Source organism: Streptomyces lomondensis (assembly GCF_014651035.1).
Classification (GTDB): Bacteria; Actinomycetota; Actinomycetes; order Streptomycetales; family Streptomycetaceae; genus Streptomyces; species Streptomyces lomondensis.
The window spans coordinates 1348401-1368679 of the sequence record NZ_BMWC01000001.1; the positions used below are offsets into that span (position 1 = coordinate 1348401).

The 20279-nt window shown below is 72.7% G+C and carries 14 protein-coding genes and 1 pseudogene; 12 read left to right on the forward strand and 3 right to left on the reverse strand.

Annotation, left to right across the window (positions count from 1 at the left end):
• Window position 1: 1 nt before the first annotated feature.
• Window positions 2-3337 (reverse strand): FtsX-like permease family protein, encoded by a 3336-nt coding sequence (locus IE255_RS05830; protein WP_190049012.1) that lies wholly within the window; start codon window positions 3335-3337, stop codon window positions 2-4.
• 141 nt (window positions 3338-3478) lie between these two features.
• Here IE255_RS05830 and IE255_RS05835 point away from each other — a divergent pair.
• From IE255_RS05835 to qcrB, 3 genes and pseudogenes are all read left to right on the forward strand, one after another.
• Window positions 3479-4209 (forward strand): annotated as a pseudogene (locus IE255_RS05835) (ABC transporter ATP-binding protein).
• 13 nt (window positions 4210-4222) lie between these two features.
• Window positions 4223-4957, forward strand: coding sequence for a vWA domain-containing protein (locus tag IE255_RS05840; protein ID WP_190049013.1), 735 nt, complete (start codon window positions 4223-4225; stop codon window positions 4955-4957).
• Between the two features lie 101 nt (window positions 4958-5058).
• Window positions 5059-6714, forward strand: a complete 1656-nt coding sequence (gene qcrB, locus IE255_RS05845; protein WP_190049014.1) for a cytochrome bc1 complex cytochrome b subunit — start codon at window positions 5059-5061, stop codon at window positions 6712-6714.
• A gap of 24 nt (window positions 6715-6738) precedes the next feature.
• Here the strand turns inward: qcrB and IE255_RS05850 are convergent, their stop codons facing one another.
• The gene (locus IE255_RS05850; RefSeq protein ID WP_190049015.1) at window positions 6739-7623 is read right to left on the reverse strand and encodes a hypothetical protein; all 885 of its coding nucleotides are present in this window, start codon (window positions 7621-7623) and stop codon (window positions 6739-6741) included.
• A 123-nt stretch (window positions 7624-7746) separates the two neighbouring features.
• On the opposite strand from IE255_RS05850, the gene IE255_RS05855 reads away from it, so the two are divergent.
• The 7 genes from IE255_RS05855 (at window position 7747) to IE255_RS05885 (ending at window position 15963) form a co-directional block, all read left to right on the forward strand.
• Window positions 7747-8199: a GNAT family N-acetyltransferase gene (locus IE255_RS05855; protein WP_229906286.1), complete on the forward strand. Its 453-nt coding sequence runs from the start codon at window positions 7747-7749 to the stop codon at window positions 8197-8199.
• 45 nt (window positions 8200-8244) lie between these two features.
• A complete protein-coding gene (locus tag IE255_RS05860; protein WP_031115660.1) occupies window positions 8245-8595 on the forward strand; it encodes a chorismate mutase in 351 nt (116 codons plus the stop codon).
• 127 nt (window positions 8596-8722) lie between these two features.
• Complete coding sequence (locus IE255_RS05865) at window positions 8723-9274, forward strand: response regulator (RefSeq protein WP_190049017.1); 552 nt, start codon at window positions 8723-8725, stop codon at window positions 9272-9274.
• 67 nt (window positions 9275-9341) lie between these two features.
• Window positions 9342-11834 carry an aminopeptidase N gene (pepN, locus tag IE255_RS05870; RefSeq protein ID WP_190049018.1) on the forward strand — a complete coding sequence of 831 codons (2493 nt, stop codon included), beginning with the start codon at window positions 9342-9344 and terminating at the stop codon, window positions 11832-11834.
• A gap of 299 nt (window positions 11835-12133) precedes the next feature.
• A complete protein-coding gene (locus IE255_RS05875; protein WP_190049019.1) occupies window positions 12134-12967 on the forward strand; it encodes an NAD(P)H-binding protein in 834 nt (277 codons plus the stop codon).
• Window positions 12968-13123: 156 nt separating this feature from the next.
• The gene (locus IE255_RS05880; protein ID WP_190049020.1) at window positions 13124-14524 is read left to right on the forward strand and encodes a pyridoxal phosphate-dependent decarboxylase family protein; all 1401 of its coding nucleotides are present in this window, start codon (window positions 13124-13126) and stop codon (window positions 14522-14524) included.
• The gene (locus IE255_RS05885; protein ID WP_190049021.1) at window positions 14521-15963 is read left to right on the forward strand and encodes a lysine N(6)-hydroxylase/L-ornithine N(5)-oxygenase family protein; all 1443 of its coding nucleotides are present in this window, start codon (window positions 14521-14523) and stop codon (window positions 15961-15963) included. Before IE255_RS05880 ends, IE255_RS05885 begins: the two co-directional genes overlap by 4 nt.
• Before the next feature lie 13 nt (window positions 15964-15976).
• Here IE255_RS05885 and IE255_RS05890 read toward each other — a convergent pair whose 3' ends face one another.
• A complete protein-coding gene (locus IE255_RS05890; protein ID WP_190049022.1) occupies window positions 15977-17782 on the reverse strand; it encodes a bifunctional metallophosphatase/5'-nucleotidase in 1806 nt (601 codons plus the stop codon).
• Window positions 17783-17945: 163 nt separating this feature from the next.
• Here IE255_RS05890 and IE255_RS05895 point away from each other — a divergent pair, with 163 nt between their 5' ends.
• Entirely contained in the window at window positions 17946-18665 is a 720-nt protein-coding gene (locus IE255_RS05895; RefSeq protein WP_190049023.1) for an SIMPL domain-containing protein, read from the forward strand.
• Between the two features lie 177 nt (window positions 18666-18842).
• Entirely contained in the window at window positions 18843-20279 is a 1437-nt protein-coding gene (gene pyk, locus IE255_RS05900) for a pyruvate kinase (protein ID WP_190049024.1), read from the forward strand.

Below are 20279 nucleotides of genomic sequence, written 5' to 3' on the forward strand. Positions count from 1 at the left end.
CTCAGTCCTCCCCCTGGTGGCGGAGCGCGACCGCCGGCTCGGCACGGCGCAGCGCCGACGCGGCGGTGATCAGCAGGAGCGGGGCGGCCACCCCCACGAGCAGCAGGGCCACCCGGGACACCGGGAGGTCGACGAGGACCGGCGGGACCGGCCGCGCCGCATCGGAGGTCAGCACGATCAGCGGGACGACGGCCCGCGTCAGGACGGTGCCGAGAGCGAGCCCGGCGAGCAGACCGGCGCCGATGAGCAGGGTCTGCTCCGTCGCGACCAGCCGGGCGAGGTCCCGGCGGGGCGTGCCCAGGGCGCGCAGTACCGCGAACTCCGCGGCCCGCTCCCGCCGCGCCCCGGCGGCGCTCACCGCGAAACCCCCGGCGGCGAGGGCCGCGGCGGCCACCGCCACCGCCGTCAGCGCCGAGCGCGGTCCGGCGCCGAGCGGATCCCGCAGCAGCTCGGCCGCCGTCTCGTCCCGCACCAGCACCTGCTGCGGTCCGAGATCCGGGCGCGCCCGCAGCGCCGCGGCGACCTCGGGGGCCTTGCCGGGGGCGGCGCTCACCCACCACTCGGTGGGGGCGAGCGGCGCACTGGCCCGCTGGGCCAGCACGGCGTCGACGGCCCGCAGATCGAGCAGCAGCGCCCCACCGGCCACGGTCTCTCCGTCCGGGCCGGCGGCGGTGGTCGGCAGCTCCTCCACCGACCGCACGATCCGCACCCGCAGCTCCTCCCCGGACAGCGGTACGTCGACGGTGTCGCCGGGCCGGGCCCCGGCCGCCCGCAGGAAGTCCCGGGTGGCTACGGCGGACAGGCGCGGCGGCGGCCCGTCCCCGGCGGTGGTGACGCGGACGGTGTAGATCGGCGCCGCGCCGTAACCGTCGTCGCTGCCGGCGCCGGTGCCGTACGAAACGGTCAGCGGCGCGGTCCCCGACACGGCGGGCTGCGCGGCCGTACGGGCGAGGACGGTGCCGTTCTCCGTCACGGTCCGGTCGCCCCGCCAGCGCGTCCCGGCGGGCACCGCGACGGTCCGCGCGGAGCCGTCGCGGCCGGTGGCGAGCAGCCGTTCGACGGTGAACCGGTGTCCCTCGGGACGGCCGACGGGGGAGGTGTCGTCGAGCTGAAGTCCGGTCAGCCGCAGCGGTCCGGCCGGGGCGGCACGACGGCCCGTCGCCGTCATGTCCAGGTCGAGCGTGGTGCGGTGGACCCGGCCGTCCACCGGGACGTTCCCGGCCCCCAGCCGGTAGGCGATGCCGTACCGGTCCTCGACGACCACGGTGAGCAGGGGCGCGCGGCCGGAGGGGGAACGTCCCGTCCGGGGCCGTACGTCGGTGATCCGCACGTCGAGGGCGAGCCGCCGGGTGCCGTCGGGAAGGAGCACGGGCCGGTCCTTGTCCTGCGCGGGCGGCGCTAGGGCCCGCAGCAGCTTCGCCGGGGGCTCGTCGGCGAGGTCGCCGCGCATCAGCATCCCGTTCCCGACGCGGGCCGTGTCCAGGGCGAGGACCGTCGCCTCGCGGCCGCCGGACAGACCCAGGGCGGCGCGGTGCGCGGGAGCGGCGTCCCGGGCCCCGGGCAGCGCGGTGTAGAGGCCGGTCTGCCCGGGGCTGCCCGGCCGGTGGTCGAGGACCCGCACGGAGGCGCCCGTCCGGAAGTCGGCCTGGTCGTCCTGCGACCGGTCCCAGGACGCGCCGTGCCCGATCGCCAGCATCCCGGTCGCCACGGCGATGACCAGCAGCAGCACCGGCCCCGCCCCGCGCAGCGGGCGCCGGCTGAACTGCCAGCCCGCCAGCGCCGCCGGCAGCCCCCGCCCGCGCGCGGACCGCCGCTCGGCGAGCCGGGCCGCGAGCGGCAGCAGACGCAGTGTCAGCACCGTGCCCGCCAGCAGCGCCAGCGCGGGCGCCGCGACCAGCAGCGGATCGATGCCCAGCTGCCCGGCCCGGTCCCGGCTGAGCACCCCACCGCCGGTGGCGCCGGCCTGCCGGTCGAGCTGCCAGTACGCCACGCCCGCGATCAGCAGCAGCCCGGCATCGGCTCCGGCGCGCACGGGCACGGCCGACGCGGCGGCCCGGACCCGACGCAGCCTCACGGCAGTGCCCGCCGCAGCCGCCAGCGCGGGCGCCACGACCGCCGCCGCGCACGCCACCGCCACCCCGGCGGCGACCAGCCAGACCGGGCCCGACGGGGCGGCGTCGAGCCGCAGCCCGATCCGGTCGAGCGAGGACCACCGGGCCAGCAGCCGGGCCAGCGGGCCGGACAGCAACGCGGCACCGACCGCGGCGGGCACCGCCAGCAGCAGCGCCTCCAGCGCGGCGAGTGCGGCGATCCGGCCGCGCGCCGCGCCCCTGGCCCGCAGCAGCTCGGTCTCGCCCGCCCGCTCGCCGTCCAGCAGCCGGGCCACCAGCAGCAGCGCGTAGCCGGCGAGCAGCACCAGCTGCACGGAGACGATCACCAGGGTGGACCGGGACACCAGCAGGGCCCGCCCGGTCCGGTCGAGCACCTCGGGCAGCGCGGTGCGCACGTCCGCCTCGCCCCCGAGTGCCGGGTCCGCGCGCAGCGCCCCGGCCGCGCGCAGGGCCGCCGCGCGGAGCGCGCCGATGCCGTCGGTGGTGAAGGTCCGGTAGTCGGCCGTCGCCACCCAGCCGGTGCCGTCCCCGGAGGTGCGGCCGGAGGCGAGCACCGACCCATCGGCCAGCAGCGGCCCATACGTGGTGAAGGCGACGGTGCGCACGCCCTGGCCGCCGAGCGTGTCCGCCTGCCAGTAGGGATCGGAGCTGTCGGCCGCCCGGTACACGCCCGTCACCCGCACCCGGAGCGGCTCGCCGCCCAGCCGGTCGGTGAGCGTGAGGCGCGCTCCGGGCCGGAGCCTCAGCCGTTCGGCGGCCGTCTCGGGCAGGGCGACGGGCACGGCGGCGGTGCGGGCGGCCGGGGCCGCCCCCGGCAGGGTGCCTGAGACCAGCCGGATCCGGGACCGGTCGAGGGCGGCGAGGTGCGTGAGGTCGGGTTCCCCGGCGCGGGCGTCGGCGTCCTGGAGGGAACGGGGCAGGGCGTACGGCCCGGACCGCTCCAGCCTCCGCACGGTCACCGGCAGTCCGCCGAACGCCTCCCGCGCCCCGCGCACCACGGCCCGCTGGGCCGCGTCCCGCCGCTGCCGGGGCACGTCCGCCTCGACGACGAGGGAGGCCGAGGCCGCGGCCCGGCCGCCCAGGGTGGTGCGCAGCGCCGCGTCCCCGACGGAGCCGGAGAAGGCCGTGAGGGCGGCGAGCACCGAGGCGGTCAGCAGGACGGCGAGCAGGGCGGCCGTGAGGAGCAGCCGATGCGCCCGCAGGCGCAGCAGCAGTAACCCCGTCACTCTTCCGCCCCCACCCCGTCGGCCGAGCCCTCTTGCCCCAACTCGGCATGCATATCACGGAGTTAACCGCCAGGCACACGCGTTCGAACCCGGGTCGTTCCGCTCTTGACCGTCCGGACCGGTTCCGGATGGGATGCGGTGATGACCGAGAACACCAGCCCGGGGCCCGGTGCCGCCCTCGCCGACGACGCGTCCGGTGAGCCGATGCTGCGGGTGGCGGACGTGCACCACTCCTACGGCACGGGCGCCGCGGCCGTGCACGCGCTGCGCGGGGCCTCCTTCGCCGTCCGGCGCGGTGAACTGGTCGCCCTCAAAGGCCGTTCGGGCTCCGGCAAGACGACGCTGCTCCACCTGATCGGCGGCCTCGACACCCCGCAGCGCGGCCGTGTCGTCGTCGGCGGCACCGACCTGTCGGCGCTGAGCGAGAGCGAGCTGCTGGCACTGCGCCGCGACCGGATCGGTTTCGTCTTCCAGTCCTTCGGGCTCATCCCCATCCTCACCGCCGCCGAGAACGTGGGCGTGCCGCTGCGGCTGCGCCGGGCCGAGCCGCGCGCACGGGAGGAGCGGGTGGCGCTGCTGCTGGCCCTGTGGGACTCACCGGCCACGAGAGGCAGCGGCCCGCCGAGCTCTCCGGCGGGCAGCAGCAGCGCGTCGCCATCGCCCGGGCCCTCGCCAACCGCCCGGCCCTGCTGCTCGCCGACGAGCCGACCGGCCAGCTCGACGCCGCCACCGGCCTGGCGGTGATGGAACTGCTGCGGGCCGTGGTCCGCAGCGAGGGCGTCACGGCCCTCGTCGCCACCCACGACCCCCAACTCCTCGGCCTTGCCGACCGCGTGCTGGAGCTGAGCGACGGAGTGGTCGTCGAGGGGTGAGAGGGTGGGGGCCATGGTCGCGATCAGTCTGAGCAAGGTCGAGGAGACCGCTCCCGCGCTGGTGAACCTCTACAAGAGCGCCGGGGCCTCCCTCACGAAGCACGGCCTCGACGGCATGCGCGCCGCCGTCTACCTCGTGGTCGACTACTCCGGGTCCATGAAGCCGTACTACAAGGACGGCAGCGTGCAGGCGCTGGCCGACCGGGTGCTCGGGCTGTCGGCGCATCTCGACGACGACGGCAGCGTGCCGGTCGTGTTCTTCTCCACGGACGTCGACGCCGAGACCGAGATCGCCCTGGCCGGCCACCAGGGCCGGATCGACCGGATCGTGGCCGGGCTCGGGCACATGGGGAAGACCAGCTACCACCTGGCGATGGACGCCGTCATCGACCACTACCTCGACAGCGGGACGGCCGAGCCGGCCCTCGTGGTCTTCCAGACCGACGGCGGGCCGATCAACAAGCTCGCCGCCGAACGGTATCTGTGCAAGGCGGCGAAGCTCCCGCTGTTCTGGCAGTTCATCGGCTTCGGCGACCCGGGCAGCAAGCAGTTCGACTTCCTGCGCAAGCTGGACGAGCTGGCCGTGCCCGACAAGCGGGCCGTCGACAACGCCGGGTTCTTCCACGCGGGCCAGGAGCCGACGAAGGTCTCGGACGCCGAGCTGTACGACCGGCTGGTGGGGGAGTTCCCCCAGTGGCTGGCGGCCGCCAGGGCCCAGGGGATCGTGCGGGATCCCGGCAGCCGCTGAGCCGTCCGCTCGCCCCCTTGGCCCAGCCGCCCCCACGCCCCGTTTGCACCGCCGCGCAGCCGTGCCACGCTGGGAAGGATCCGACGGGGAGGCGACGACGCATGGGCGACGACGGCGCACGACGGGTGTACGGGACGGCATCCGCCCGCAGGAGGCCTCCTGCCGGCAAGGGCGAGAAGCTCGCCGACTGGGCGGACGGGCGGCTCGGTCTCTACGGGCTGGCCAAGGCCAACATGCGCAAGGTCTTTCCGGACCACTGGTCCTTCATGCTGGGCGAGGTCACCCTCTACAGCTTCATCGTGCTGATCCTCACCGGCGTCTACCTCACCCTGTTCTTCGAGCCGAGCATGCAGGAGGTCGTCTACCACGGCTCCTACACGGAGCTCAACGGCGTGCTCATGTCCAGGGCGTTCGAGTCCACGCTGGACATCAGCTTCGACGTGCGCGGCGGGCTGCTGATACGGCAGATCCACCACTGGGCGGCGCTGGTCTTCATCACCGGCATGATGGTGCACATGATGCGGGTGTTCTTCACGGGCGCCTTCCGCAAGCCGCGCGAGCTGAACTGGGTCTTCGGCTGGACCCTGCTGATGCTCGGCATCATCACCGGCCTGACCGGCTACTCCCTCCCCGACGACCTGCTGTCCGGCACCGGCCTGCGCTTCGCGCACGGCGCCATCCTGTCCATCCCGATCGTCGGGACGTACGTGGCGTTCTTCCTCTTCGGCGGGGAGTTCCCGGGCGACGACATCATTTCGCGCCTGTTCCCGGTCCATGTGCTGCTGCTGCCCGGGATCATGCTGGGCCTGGTGACCGCCCATCTGATCCTGGTCTTCTACCACAAGCACACCCAGTTCCCGGGCCCCGGACGCAAGGAGCGGACGGTCGTCGGGATGCCCTTCCTGCCGGTCTACATGGCCAAGGCGGGCGGCTTCTTCTTCCTCGTCTTCGGCGTCCTGACCATCATGGGCGCGATCGCCCAGATCAACCCCGTGTGGGCGTTCGGCCCCTACCGCCCCGACCTGGTCACCACGGGCGCCCAGCCCGACTGGTACCTCGGGTTCTCCGAGGGGCTGATCCGGGTGATGCCGGGATGGGAGATCAACCTGTGGGGCCACACGCTGGCGCTCGGCGTGTTCATCCCGTTCGCGCTCTTCCCGCTGGTCATGCTCGCCATCGGCGCCTACCCCTTCATCGAGGCGTGGATCACCGGCGACAAACGCGAGCACCACATCCTGGACCGGCCGCGCAACGTGCCCGTGCGCACCGGCCTCGGCGTGGCCTGGCTGACGCTGTACGCGGTGCTGCTGATCGGCGGCGGCAACGACATCGTCGCCACCCATCTGCATCTGTCCATCAACGTGATCACCTGGTTCGTGCGGATCGGCGCCTTCGTGCTGCCGGTCGTCGCCTTCATCGTCACCAAGAAGATCTGCATGGGCCTCCAGCGCCGCGACCGCGCCAAAGTCCTGCACGGCAGGGAGACGGGCACCATCAAACGGCTGCCGACCGGCGAGTACACCGAGGTGCACGAGCCCCTCTCGCAGGCCGAGCTGTTCACCCTCACCCAGCACGAGCAGAACCCGCCGTACGAGGTCGGGCCCGAGGTCGACGCGGGCGGCGTCCGCCGCAAGGTCAAGCGCTCCGAGCGGCTGCGCGCCCGGCTGGCGAAGGCCATGTTCGGGCCCGACGCGCGGATCGAGAAGCCGACGGTGGAGGAGTACCGGGAGATCACCAGCGGCGACCACCACCACTGACCGGGCCGGAGTCCCCGGCGCCCGTCACGTGTCGCACTCCAGCACACTCCGGCACAGCGCGCACCGCGCCCGGACCCGCCCCGTCACCGGCACCCTGATCCGCTGATGGCACGTGGGGCAGGGAAACGACACCCGCAACCGCCCGACCCCGTCGGGGGAGAACGCGTAGCGCACACCCGGCTGCGGCCCCGCCGCCGCATGCCGCCGGTCCCGCGCGTACCGCCGCCGCCCCGCCCACCCCGCCGCGGTCAACGGCGGCTGCTGACCGTCGCGGCGGGCCAGCTCCCTCCCCTTCACGTACGCCGTGTACGCCTGCGGACTGGTGAACCACACCGACGGATCCTCGTCGAACACCAGCGCCCGCTTGGCCAGCACGTACCCGAACTCCTCCGGCGTGAGATACCCCAGCTTCTGCGACGACGCCCCGTCCTCCCGGTACGCGTCCAGCAGCAGCCACCCCGCGCCCAGATACGTCGTCGCCGTGTCCGTCAGGATCTCGTTGTCCCGCACGCCCGGGAAGGACAGGTCCAGGCGGTGCAGGTACACATGCATCACCTCGTGGGCGAGGGCCGCCCCGATGTCCCGCCGATGCGTACGGAACCGGTCGTTCAGCTCCACGAAGTACTCGGGCCCGGCCGCCAGCTCGACGTTCGCGGCGTGCCGCATCTCCCGGAAGCTCACGATCAGCCGCGCGTCCGGCAGCCGGTAGTGCCGCACCAGCTCGCGCGCCACTCGCTGCGCCCCCAGGTACAGGTCGTCGGTGTCGCAGAACGCCACGTCGGCGGGGAGGACACTGGTCGCGAACGTCTGGATCGTGTCGTACGACAGCCGCTTGTACAGCGCCGTGATGGCGGCCCGCACCGTCTCCAGATGCGGGTAGCCGTGCTCGACCGGCCCGTCGTTCGCCACGCCTCACCCCCAAGACGCCCCAGAACCCGGTTCCACTGTACGAGGGTGTGCCACGCCGCGGACCCGCCGCAGCGCCGCGAAAACCGGTCGTCACCGCCCGGGACCTCCGGCAGAATCCGGGCCGTGACCAGTGAACAGCGCTCCGTCGCCGCCTCGCTCCAGGTGGGCGGCGAGGACGACGACCTCGACAAGCGGCTCGACGAGGAGCTCACCGCCTTCAACACCGCCGCCACGGACGGCATCCCCATCGAGGCCCTCTCCGTCCGCGCCACCGACGACTCCGGCGACCTGGTCGGCGGCCTCACCGCCTGGACCTGGGGCAGCCTGTGCTCGGTGGACATGCTCTGGGTGCGCGAGGACCAGCGGCACGCCGGCTGGGGCAGCCGGCTGATGCGCGCCGCGGAGGCCGAGGCCGTCCGGCGCGGCTGCACGGACATGATCGTCTCCACGTACAGCTTCCAGGCGCCCGCCTTCTACCCCCGGCTCGGCTACCGGGAACGGGCCCGTATCGAGGGCGTGCCCGGCGGCCACGAGGACGTCCACTTCCACAAGCGCCTCGGCCCGGCCGATGCGTGAGACGCCCTGCGGCCGCCCGGCCACCAGCCTCTAGGCTGACCCCTCATGACCACCAGCAACACCGCCACCGGTGACGTCGACCCCGCCGTCCGCGAGGAGCTCGCACGGCTGCGCGACAGCATCGACAACATCGACGCGGCCGTCGTCCACATGCTCGCCGAGCGCTTCAAGTGCACCCAGCAGGTCGGCCACCTCAAGGCGCGGCACCAGCTGCCGCCCGCCGACCCGGCCCGCGAGGCCCGCCAGATCGCCCGGCTGCGCGCCCTCGCCGAGAACGCCAAACTGGACCCGGCCTTCGCCGAGAAGTTCCTGAACTTCATCGTCGCCGAGGTGATCCGCCACCACGAGCGCATCGCCGACGAGGCACTCAACGGCTCCGCGACCGCCGGTAACTGACCTCGGGGGAGTGACACGGCGGCCCGCGCCCGGCATGCTGCGCTGTGCACAGCATGTCAGCTGACGAGCACTGCGCGTCAGTGTCCCGCACTTACTCTGGTCCTCCACGAGGGAGGGGCGTCGGGCCATGCCGTCGGATACCAGGATCCTCATCGTCGACGACCACGAGGACACGCTGTACGCGCTGGAGAGCGCCCTGGCCCCGCTGGGCTATCTGCTCGGCCGGGCCACCAGCGGCGACGAGGCACTCAAGCAGGTGCTGCGCGGCCAGGTCGGCCTGCTCCTGCTCGACGTGCGCATGCCCGGCGTCAGCGGACTGGAGGTGGTGCGCTACATGCGGCGCGTCGAACAGACCCAGCACATCCCCGTCATCCTGCTCACCGGCTTCGGCGCCGACCACGAACTGACCACCGCCGCCTTCCGGCTCGGCGTCGCCGACCTCGTCCTGAAACCCGTGGACCCCTGGGCCCTGCGCACCAAGGTCCGCTACCTCTACGACACCCACCGGCGCCACCTCGCCCTCGAACGGGAGGTGCGCCGGCTGCGCGCCGCCGTCCGGGAGCACACCGAGACCCCCGCACACCCCCCGCGCCCCGGACTGCCCCATCCGGAGGCCCGCGTGCCAACCCAGCGGCCCATGGGGGCGCACGCCGGGGAGCTCGAAAAAGACCGCACGTAGACCGGACATCGGTCGCATACCGATCCGCCTCTGTGCCATGCCCTTGCCATCAGGCAGCATGTCCTGCATGTCCGTACTGACGCGCGACGAAGCGCAGACCCGAGCAGAGCTCCTCGACGTCCACCGCTACACGATCGAACTCGACCTGAACGGCGGGGACGAGACCTTCGACTCCCGCACCCTGATCAGGTTCAGTGCCCGCGCGGACGGTGACACCTTCGTCGAGGTCAAGCCCGCCGAGCTGCACTCCGTCACCCTCGACGGACAACCCCTGGACCCGGAAGCCCTCGACGGCAACCGGCTGCCCCTGAAGAACCTCACCGCCGGCGAGCACGAACTGCGCGTGCACGCGGCCATGCGCTACTCCCGCACCGGCGAGGGCATGCACCGCTTCACCGACCCCACCGACGGCGAGACCTACGTCTACACGCAGCTGTTCCTGGACGACGTCCAGCGTGTCTTCGCCGCCTTCGACCAGCCCGACCTCAAGGCCGTCTTCGAGCTGTCGGTGACGGCCCCCGAGGACTGGACCGTCCTCGCCAACAGCGTCACCGAACGGGCCGACGGCGTATGGCGGGCCGCCCCCACGCCGCTGATCTCCACCTACCTCGTCGCCGTCGCCGCCGGCCCCTGGCACTCCGTGCGCACCGAGCACCGCGGCCTGCCCTTCGGCCTGCACTGCCGCCGCTCCCTCGCCCCCTACCTGGACGCCGATGCCGACGAACTCCTCGACGTCACACGCGCCTGCTTCGACCGCTACCACGAGAAGTTCGACGAGCCCTACCCCTTCGACTCCTACGACCAGGCATTCGTCCCCGAGTTCAACGCCGGCGCCATGGAGAACCCCGGACTGGTCACCTTCCGCGACGAGTTCGTCTACCGCTCCGCCGTCACCGACACCGAACGCCAGACCCGCGCCATGGTCATCGCCCACGAGATGGCCCACATGTGGTTCGGCGACCTCGTCACCCTCAAGTGGTGGGACGACATCTGGCTCAACGAGTCCTTCGCCGAGTACATGGGCTACCAGACCCTCACCGAGGCCACCCGCTTCACCGACACCTGGACCGACTTCGGCGTCACCCGCAAGTCCTGGGGCTACGACGCCGACCAGCGCCCCTCCACCCACCCCGTCGCCCCCGAAGCCGTCGACGACACCGCCTCCGCCCTGCTCAACTTCGACGGCATCTCCTACGCCAAGGGCGCCAGCGCCCTGCGGCAACTGGTCGCCTGGCTCGGCGAGAAGGACTTCCTCGCCGGCATCAACAACCACTTCGCCCGGCACAAGTTCGCCAACGCCACCCTCGCCGACTTCATCGACAACCTCGCGAGCGCCACCGAACGCGACGTCCACGCCTGGGCCGACGCCTGGCTGCGCACCACCGGCGTCGACACCCTCACCCCGCGCGTCGCCCCCGGCGAGAACGGCACCTGCGCCCTCACCGTCGACCGCGCCGGCAGCCGCCCGCACCGCATCGCCGCCGGCCTGTACGACCGGGACCTCGGCGACGACGGCGGCCACCTCGTGCTGCGCGAACGCCTCCACCTGGACCTGCCGCAGACCGCCGCCCACCCCATCGGCAAGCGACCGGCCCTGCTCCTCCTCAACGACGGCGACCTCACCTACGCCAAGGTCCGCTTCGACCCCGAGTCCTTCGAGACCGTCCGCAAGGACCTGTCCGGCCTGCCCGAGGCGCTCACCCGCGCGGTCGTCTGGAACGCCCTCAGGGACGCCGTCCGCGACGGCGAACTCGCGCCCGGCGCCTACCTGGAGACCGCCCGCGCCCACCTCCCGCTCGAAACCGACCTCGCGATCGTCCAGGGCGTCCTCGCCTTCGCGTCCACCTACATCGCCGCCCGCTACGTCACCCCCGAGGAGCGGCCCGCCGCGCTCGCCACCCTCTCCGAGCTGTGCCGCGACCTCATCCGCCGCACCGAGGACGGCGACAACCCCGGCCTGCGCCTGATCGCCGTACGCCACCGCATCGACGTGGCCGCCCACCCCGACACCATCGCCGCCTGGTTCGCCGACGGCACCGTCCCCGGCGGCCCGGAGCTCGACCCCGAGCTGCGCTGGCGCGTGCTCGCCCGGCTCGCCGTCCTCGGCGCCACCGACGAGGCCGCCATCGCCGCCGAACTGGACCGCGACCCCAGCGCCACCGGCCAGGAGGGCGCCGCCCGCTGCCGGGCCGCCCTGCCCGACCCGGCGGCCAAGGCCCGCGCCTGGGAGGCGATGTTCGGCTCCGACGACCTGTCCAACTACCTCTTCGCCGCCACCGCCCGCGGCTTCTGGCAGCCCGAACAGGCCGAGCTGGTACGGGAGTACGTGCCGCGCTACTACGCCGACGCGGTCGCCGTCGCCGACCGCCGCGGCCCCGCCATGGCCGTGGCCGCCGGCCGGGACGCCTTCCCCGCCCACGCCGTCGACGAGGACAACCTCCGCCTCGGCGAGGAGTGCCTGCGCGACGCGGCACCGACACCGGCGCTGCGCCGCAAGCTCGTCGACCAACTCGACGACCTGGCACGGGCGTTGCGGGTCCAAAGGGCCCGGGAGGTCTAGGGCCTGTCGTTTGGATCACGCCGCAGACGCGGGGTCTGGCACGCGCATCTGCCGCGTTGTCGTCGGTTGCCGACGCTCCGCGTCGACTCCCTCCTCCGCCTTGCAGCTGCACGCACCAGACCCCGCTCACCGGCACTGAACAGCACCGTCACTTCCCTGCGACCTGATCCAAACGACAGGCCCTAGGACCGAAGGCGTAGGGCACGGGCGGGGCAACTGGTCCCTTACGCCGATGTGGCGGGCCGGTCGCCCCTCCTAGCCTCGGGCCGGAGTGGACGATCAAGCCCGAGGAGCCCTTCGTGATCGCAGTGACCGGTCCCACCGGAAACGTCGGCCGCGCCCTGGTCGAACGCCTCGTCGCCGCCGGCCGGCCCGTGCGGGCGCTGACCCGCGACCCGCAGCGGGCCCGCCTGCCCGCCGGCGCCGAGGCGGTACGACTCCAGCACGACGACCCGGCCGCCCTGTTCGAAGGCGCCACCCAGCTGTTCCTGTACGTCCAGGCGGGCGGCGACCGCACCCCCGGCCTGCTGGCGGCGGCCCGCGCCGCCGGGGTGCGCCACGTGGTCCTGCTGTCCTCCTCGATCATCGACTCGGGCGCCGACGAGAACCACCCCATCCACGTCATGCACGCCACCGCCGAACAACACGTCCGCGACAGCGGCCTGGCCTGGACGTTCCTGCGGCCCGGCGGATTCGCCACCAACGCCCTCCAGTGGGCCCCGCAGATCCGCGCCGGCGACACCGTCCGCGGGGTCTTCGCCGACGGCCGGACCGCCCCCGTCCACGAGGACGACATCGCCGCCGTCGCCGAACGCGCCCTCCTCGACGACGGCCACGAGGGCGCCGCCCACCGCCTCACCGGACCCGCGGCGATCACCAACGCCGGGCAGGTCGCCGCCATCGGCCGGGCCCTCGGCCGCGACCTGCGCTTCACCGAACTGCCCCCGGACGAAGCGGGCCCCGAACTGTTCCCGCACGTCCCGCCGGCCATGCTCCAGGACCTGCTGAAGACCTTCGCCGCCACCGTCGGACAGCCCCCGGAGATCACCGGCACGGTCCAGGAGATCACCGGCAGGCCGGCCCGCCCCTTCGCGGCCTGGGCCGCCGACCACGCGGCCGACTTCAAGAACTGAGAACCGAGAACCGAGAACCGACACCGGCGGCCGGAGACCCCGCCCGGGGCACCGGCCGCGCGGCTCCGACACGTTTTCCCCGTACGGACGTACCTCCACCCGGGTCCCGTCGTTGGGCTATCCGGGCGCACCGCCCCGCGCCCCGGAGGACAGCCCATGAGCACGCCGCCCCTCGCCTCAGGACCCCAAGGCCCGAGCGCCCTGCGGCCCTTGCTCGACACCGTGCTCCACGCGCTGGACACCGGCGCCCGGGCCCGGGGCGGGCCACTGCCCGCGGGCGGGCCGGGCGTGGTCGCCGCGCGCCTGCGGGAGACGGTGGGGGAAATCCTGCCCGACCAGGGCGACCCGCACGCCCTGCACGCCCTGGTCCACGCGTTCGCCGAGGGCGCCGCCGACCCGGCACACCCCCTGTGCGCCGCCCACCTGCACTGCCCGCCCCTCGCCGTCGCCACCGCCGCCGACCTCGCCGCCTCCGCCCTCAACCCCTCCCTGGACTCCTGGGACCAGGCCCCGGCCGCCTCGGAACTGGAGACGATGGTCGCGCAGACCCTGGCCAGGGAGATCTACGAGACCGGGCAGACCGCAACCCCCGACTCCCTCATCACCACCGGCGGCACCGAGTCCAACCAACTCGCCCTGCTCCTCGCCCGCGAGGCGTGCGGCGGCACCGTACGGCTCGTGACCGGGGCGAACGCCCACCACTCGCTGCCACGCGCCGCCTGGCTGCTCGGACTGCCCGAACCCGTCGTCGTACCCGCCCCGGGCGGCACACTCGACCCCGCCGGGCTCGACGAAGCCCTCACCCACCTGCCCCGGCCCTCGCTCGTCGCCGCCACCGCCGGCACCACCGACGCCGGGCTCATCGACCCGCTGCCCGAGATCGCCGCCCGCTGCGCCGCCCACGGCGCCCGGCTCCACATCGACGCCGCCTACGGCGGAGGCCTCCTCTTCAGCGACCAACACCGCACCCGGCTCACCGGCCTCGACACCGCCGACACCGTCACCCTCGACCTGCACAAACTCGGCTGGCAACCGGTCGCCGCCGGCCTCCTCGCCGTCCGGGACACACGCGACCTCACCGCCCTGCGGCACCGCGCCGACTACCTCAACGCCGCCGACGACACCGAGGCCGGCCTGCCCGACCTGCTCGGCCGGTCCCTGCGCACCACCCGCCGCCCCGACGTCCTCAAGCTCGCCGTCACCCTCAAGACCCTCGGCCGCCGCGGCCTCGCCGCCCTCGTCGACCAGGTCTGCGCCCGCGCCCGGGAGTTCGCCGCCCTCGTCCACGACCACCCCGGCCTCGAACTCCACGCCCCGCCCGCCATCAGCACGGTGCTCTTCCGGCCCGCGGGCGCCACCGACGCCACCGTGGCCGCCGTACGCCGCGCCCTCCTCACCGACGGCCGAGCCGTCCTCGGCCGGGCCCGCCTCGACGGCCGGCTCTGGCTCAAGGCCACCCTCCTCAACCCCGCCACCGGGCCCGACGACCTGGCCGCCCTGCTGCACCTCGTGGCAGCGCGCCGAGCGACACTCGCGGAAGGACACACCCCCCGATGAACCCCCCACCGACCCCCGACCCCACCCCCACGCCCCACCCCCACCACGAGCCCGACGCCCCCCGCGACCTCGTCGGCATCGGCATCGGCCCCGCCAACCTCTCCCTCGCCGCGCTCGCCCACCCGCTCGGCGACCTCGACACCGCCTTCTACGACCAGCGCCCCGCCTTCGGCTGGCACACCGGCCTGCTCATCGAGGGCGCGACCATCCAGGTCCCCTTCCTCGCCGACCTGGTCACCCTCGCCGACCCCACCAGCCCCTGGACCTTCCTCAACTACCTCCGCTCCCGCGAGCGGCTCTTCCCCTTCTACTTCGCCGAGCGCTCCCACATCCAGCGCGCCGAGTACGACGCCTACTGCCGCTGGGTCTCCGAAAGCCTCCCGGGCCTCCACTTCGGCCACCAGGTCGACGCCGTCCGCTGGGACCCCGAACGCGACCTGTTCGAGGTCGACTTCACCCAGCTCGACACCGACGGCGAAGCAGAGGCCCTCGGCCGGACCTACACACGCAACGTCGTCCTCGGCATCGGCACCGAACCCCACATCCCCGACCCCCTCAAGCCCCTCGTCGAAGCCCCCGGCGTGCCCGTCCTGCACGCCGCCGACTACCTCGACCACCGCGCCGCACTCCTCGCCGCCGAGCACGTCACCGTCGTCGGCATCGGCCAGTCCGGCGCCGAGATCTTCCTCGACCTGCTGCGCAACCGGCCCGCCGGGCGCGAGAAGCTCCACTGGCTGGGCCGCACCGAGGCCTTCGCACCCATGGAGTACTCCAAGCTCGGCCTGGAGCACTTCACCCCCGACCACACCCGCTACTTCCACGCCCTCCCCGAGACCGCCCGCGACCGGCTCATCGCCGGGCAATGGCAGCTCCACAAGGGCATCGACGCCGCCACCATCGCCGCCATCCACGACGAGCTCTACCGCCGCACCCTGCACGGCGGCTGGCCCGACGCCGTCCTCACCCCCGGCGTCCGCGTCCGCACCGCCGGCCGCGTCGCCACCACCAAGGTCGAACTGCACCTGGAACACGCCCGGCAGGACAGCCGCTCCCGCCTCACCACCGACGCCGTCGTCCTCGCCACCGGCTACCGCGAACGCCCCCTCGACCGCCTCCTCGCCGGCCTCGACCCCTACATGCGCCGCGACAGCCAGGACCGGCCGCGCGTCGACGAGGAGTACCGGCTCGTCCTCGACCCGTCCGTCACCGGCACGGCGTACGTCCAGAACGCCGAGACCCACACCCACGGCGTCGGCGCCCCCGACCTCGGCCTCGTCGCCTGGCGCGGCGCGATCATCCTCAACTCCCTGACCGGCCGCGAGGCCTACACACTCCCGCGCCGCACCGCCTTCACCACCTTCGGCCTCACCCAGCGCCGGCAGGTCCCGCCGCCCCGCGAGGCACCGGCCCTCACCCCGCTCGTCGACGACCGAAGGTGACGAAGGACGCCGCTCAGAAGACGGGCGTGCCGTTCCGCGTGAGCCGCCAGTCCACCGCGGCGAACTCGGCCGGGTCGATCGACCCCTTCGCCTTCACCCAGGCGATCATCGTGTTGCGGATCTCGTCCGAGTTCGACCACAGCAGCCGGGCCGCGGCGACATGCGGGAAGTTCCCGCCGCCGTTGGCCCGGTAGTTGTTCACCGCGAACACGAACGTCGCGTCGTCCGCGAGCGGCTGCCCCCCGAACCGCACGTCCGTCACCCGCGACCCGGCCGGCTTCGCGATGTCGATCTCGTACGACAGACCGCTCACCACGTCGTAGTTGTAGTCCGGCGTGCCGTTCGCGTTCGTCAGCTTCGCCGGATCCACCGGCGCACCCGGCGCCGTCTGCACGAAGTAGCTCGCCGAGTACTCCAGATACGCCTTCATCTGCGCACCCGTCATCAGCCGCGCCTCCAGCGTGTTCTCGAACACGTACAGACCCGCCACGTCCCGGATCGTCACCTCGCCCGCCGGGATCCGGGCACTGCGCGAGAAGCACGCCGCCTGCGACAGCACCGGCAGCGCCGCGTACTCCGTCCCCGCCAGCGCCTGCTGCACCGTGTCCGCCTGGATGTGGTTGATCAGATCGATGATCGGCACGTCCTTGTACGGCGCCTCGGCCGACGTCATCTCCGCCGCGTTCGTGCCGATGACCTGGTTGACGTACGCCACGACCTTCTCGTGCTCGTCCGACAGCAGCCGCACGATCTTCGGGTCCTCCTCCACGGTGTTGGAGTTGAGGACCTGCGCGCCCGCCTTCTCCACCGCCCAGCGGCCCTTGCGCCACACCAGCTCGAAGTCGAACAGCGTCAGCCGCTGCCCCCACTTCAGCGGCTCCGACAGCAGCACCTGCTTGCCCGTCTCCTTGTTGGTGACGAAGTACTCCGGGATCTCCGTGTGCGCGTGACCCACCAGGATCGCGTCGATGCCCGGCACCTGCTCGGCCACCAGACCCGCCGCGTTCTCGATGTACGGCAGCTGGTCACCGTAGGACGACGTCCCCGACGAACCACTGTGCGCCGACACGATGACCACGTCCGCGCCCATCGACCGCAGCCTCGGCACCCACTTCGCCGCCTGCTCCTCCAGACCCGGGAACGTCATCTTCCCCTGCACGTTCGCCTTGTCCCAGATCGCGATGCCCGGGTTGGTCAGCCCCAGCACCGCCACCTTCACATCCCGCCCGAACGGCGTGCGCAGCCGGTGCATGCTGTACGGCGGGAAGGCCGGCCGCAGCGTCTTCGCGTCCAGCGCGTTCGCGCCCAGCAGCGGGAAACGGCACTGCTCCTCGAACTTGCGCAGCACCGGGATGCCGTAGTTGAACTCGTGGTTGCCGAGCGCCGCCGCGTCATAGCCCATGGCGTTCATCGCCTGCGCCATCGGGTGCACCGGGCCGCCCTCGGCGGTGATCGGGTCGACCTTGGCGTAGTAGTACGACAGCTGCGTGCCCTGGATCGTGTCGCCCGCGTCGATGAGCAGCGTGTTGCGGCGGCCCTTCTCCGCGCGCACCCGGTTCACGAGGGTCGAGACCTTCGCCAGGCCGACGTCGTTGTGGGCCTTGTCGTCGAACTCGGCGTCCGTGAAGTAGTCCCAGTTGAAGACGTTGCCGTGCAGGTCCGTCGTCCCCATCACGGTGAACGCGTACCGCTTCTCGCGCCCCCGCGAGCCGCCTGCCTCGGCCGCCTCGGCGCCCGGCGCCGCGACGGCACCGGCCAGCGCCACCCCCGCCCCGGTCACGGCGGACTTCTCCAGGAACTTCCGGCGGTTCAACGGCATGGCTGGCACTCCTCGCGGAATCTGTGAACAACGCGCGTAGATAACGCGCGTAGATTCTGACCCGTTCATGACCTCCCGCAACAGACCCGCCAGGTTGCGATCTGATGACTCGGTCCGCCCACTCCAGGCCTCCGGCCAGCCAAGACATGACAGAGTGGGGCGTATGACCGCGCCCACGGCAGACGCCTCCCAGCCCGCCGTCCCCTACGGCACCCCCGACGCCCCGCGCATCGCCGTCCGCGGCGAGGCCCGCCTCGAAGTCGACCCGGAGATCGCCCGCATCGGCATCACCGTCGCCGCCCGCGGCCGCGACCGCCGCTCCGCCCTCGACGACCTCACCCGCCGCAACGCCGGCGTCCTCGACCTCGTCAAGTCCTACGGCGACGCCGTCGAACGCCTGGAGACCGGCGCCTTCTCCATCACCCCCGAACTCACCAAACACGGCCGCGGCGAACGCGTCCGCACCTACCACGGCAGCGTCCACATCACCGCCGAACTCACCGACTTCACCGCCCTCGGCGAACTCACCACCCGCCTCGCCGACCTCGAACTCACCCGCGTCGACGGCCCCTGGTGGGCCCTGCGACCCGACTCACCCGCCCACCGCGAAGCCCGCAAGAAAGCCGTGACGGAAGCCGTCCAGCGCGCCCGCGAGTACGCCGAGGCACTCGGCACCACCCTCTCCGCCCTCGTCGAACTCGCCGACATCGGCGCGGAGAGCAGCCCGCCCGCCTACCCCCAGGCCCCCGGCCGCATGCGCTCCGCCGCCTACGGCGCCGCCGCCGAAGACGCCCCCGCCGCCCCCCTCGACCTCGAACCCCAACGCCAGCGCGTCCACGCCCAGATCAACGCCCGCTTCACGATGGTGCCGCCGCAGCTGTAAGCCCCCGGGAAGCGAATTCCGAAAACGCGACCGAATTCCTTGAGGGCGCCTCAGGGGTGCTCATCGGAGCGCCCCGCCGCACAATTCAACACTTGTCAATAACGCTTCATGCAAAGTCTGTTGAGTGGTCACGCACGCCCAATTCTCTACCCACCGGTAACTCATAGGCTCGGACCCATGCGCCGAGCAAAGATCGTCTGTACCCTTGGGCCCGCCACCGACTCGTACGACCAGATCAAAGGCCTGGTCGACGCCGGAATGGACGTAGCCCGCTTCAACCTCAGCCACGGCGGACACGTCGAACACGAGGAGCGCTACCACCGGGTCCGAAAGGCCGCCGACGAGACCGGCCGCAGCGTCGGCGTCCTCGCCGACCTTCAAGGCCCGAAAATCCGGCTCGGCCGCTTCACCGAAGGCCCCGTACTCCTTGAACGCGGCGACACCTTCACCATCACCGTCGAAGACGGCACCGAAGGCGACGGCCGCATGTGCGGCACCACCTACGTCGGCCTCGCCGACGACGTCACCCCCGGCGAACGCATCCTCGTCGACGACGGCAAGGTCTGCCTCCAGGTCACCGAGATCGACGGCCCCCGCGTCCACACCAAGGTCGTCGAGGGCGGCGTCATCTCCGACCACAAAGGCCTCAACCTCCCCGGCGCCGCCGTCTCCGTCCCCGCGTTGTCGAAGAAGGACGAGGACGACCTCCGCTGGGCCCTGCGCACCGGCTGCGACGTCATCGCCCTCTCCTTCGTCCGCAGCGGCCGCGACATCCAGGACGTCCACCGCATCATGGACGAGGAAGGCCGCCGCCTGCCCGTCATCGCCAAAGTCGAAAAACCCCAGGCCGTCGAGAACATCGACGACATCGTCGCCGCCTTCGACGGCATCATGGTGGCCCGCGGAGACCTCGGCGTCGAAATGCCGCTGGAGCAGGTCCCGATCGTCCAGAAGCGCGCGATCAAGCTGGCGAAGCGCAACGCCAAACCGGTGATCGTGGCGACCCAGATGCTCGACTCCATGATCGACAACGCGCGGCCGACGCGGGCGGAAGCCTCCGACGTCGCCAACGCCGTCATCGACGGTACGGATGCGGTGATGCTCTCCGGCGAGACGAGCGTCGGCAAGCACCCGATCGAGACGGTCCGCACGATGGCCCGCATCGTCGAGGCGGCGGAGGAGGACATCCTGGCGAAGGGCCTGCCGCCCCTGACGGAACGCAACAAGCCCCGCACCCAGGGCGGCGCGGTGGCCCGGGCGGCGGCGGAAATGGGCGACTTCCTGGGCGCGAAGTTCCTGGTCGCCTTCACCCAGTCCGGCGACACCGCCCGCCGCCTCTCCCGCTACCGCTCACCCATTCCGTTGCTGGCCTTCACACCTGACCAGGCGACGCGCTCCCAGCTCGCCCTGACGTGGGGCGTGGAGACGTTCCTCGGCCCGGAGGTCGGTTCGACCGACGCGATGGTCGACCAGGTCGACGAACTCCTCCTGCGCTACGGCCGCTGCCGGCAGGGCGACACGGTCGTCATCACGGCCGGCTCCCCGCCCGGGGTATCGGGCTCGACGAACATGGTCCGGGTCCACCACATCGGAGAGGACGACACCCCGCGGTAG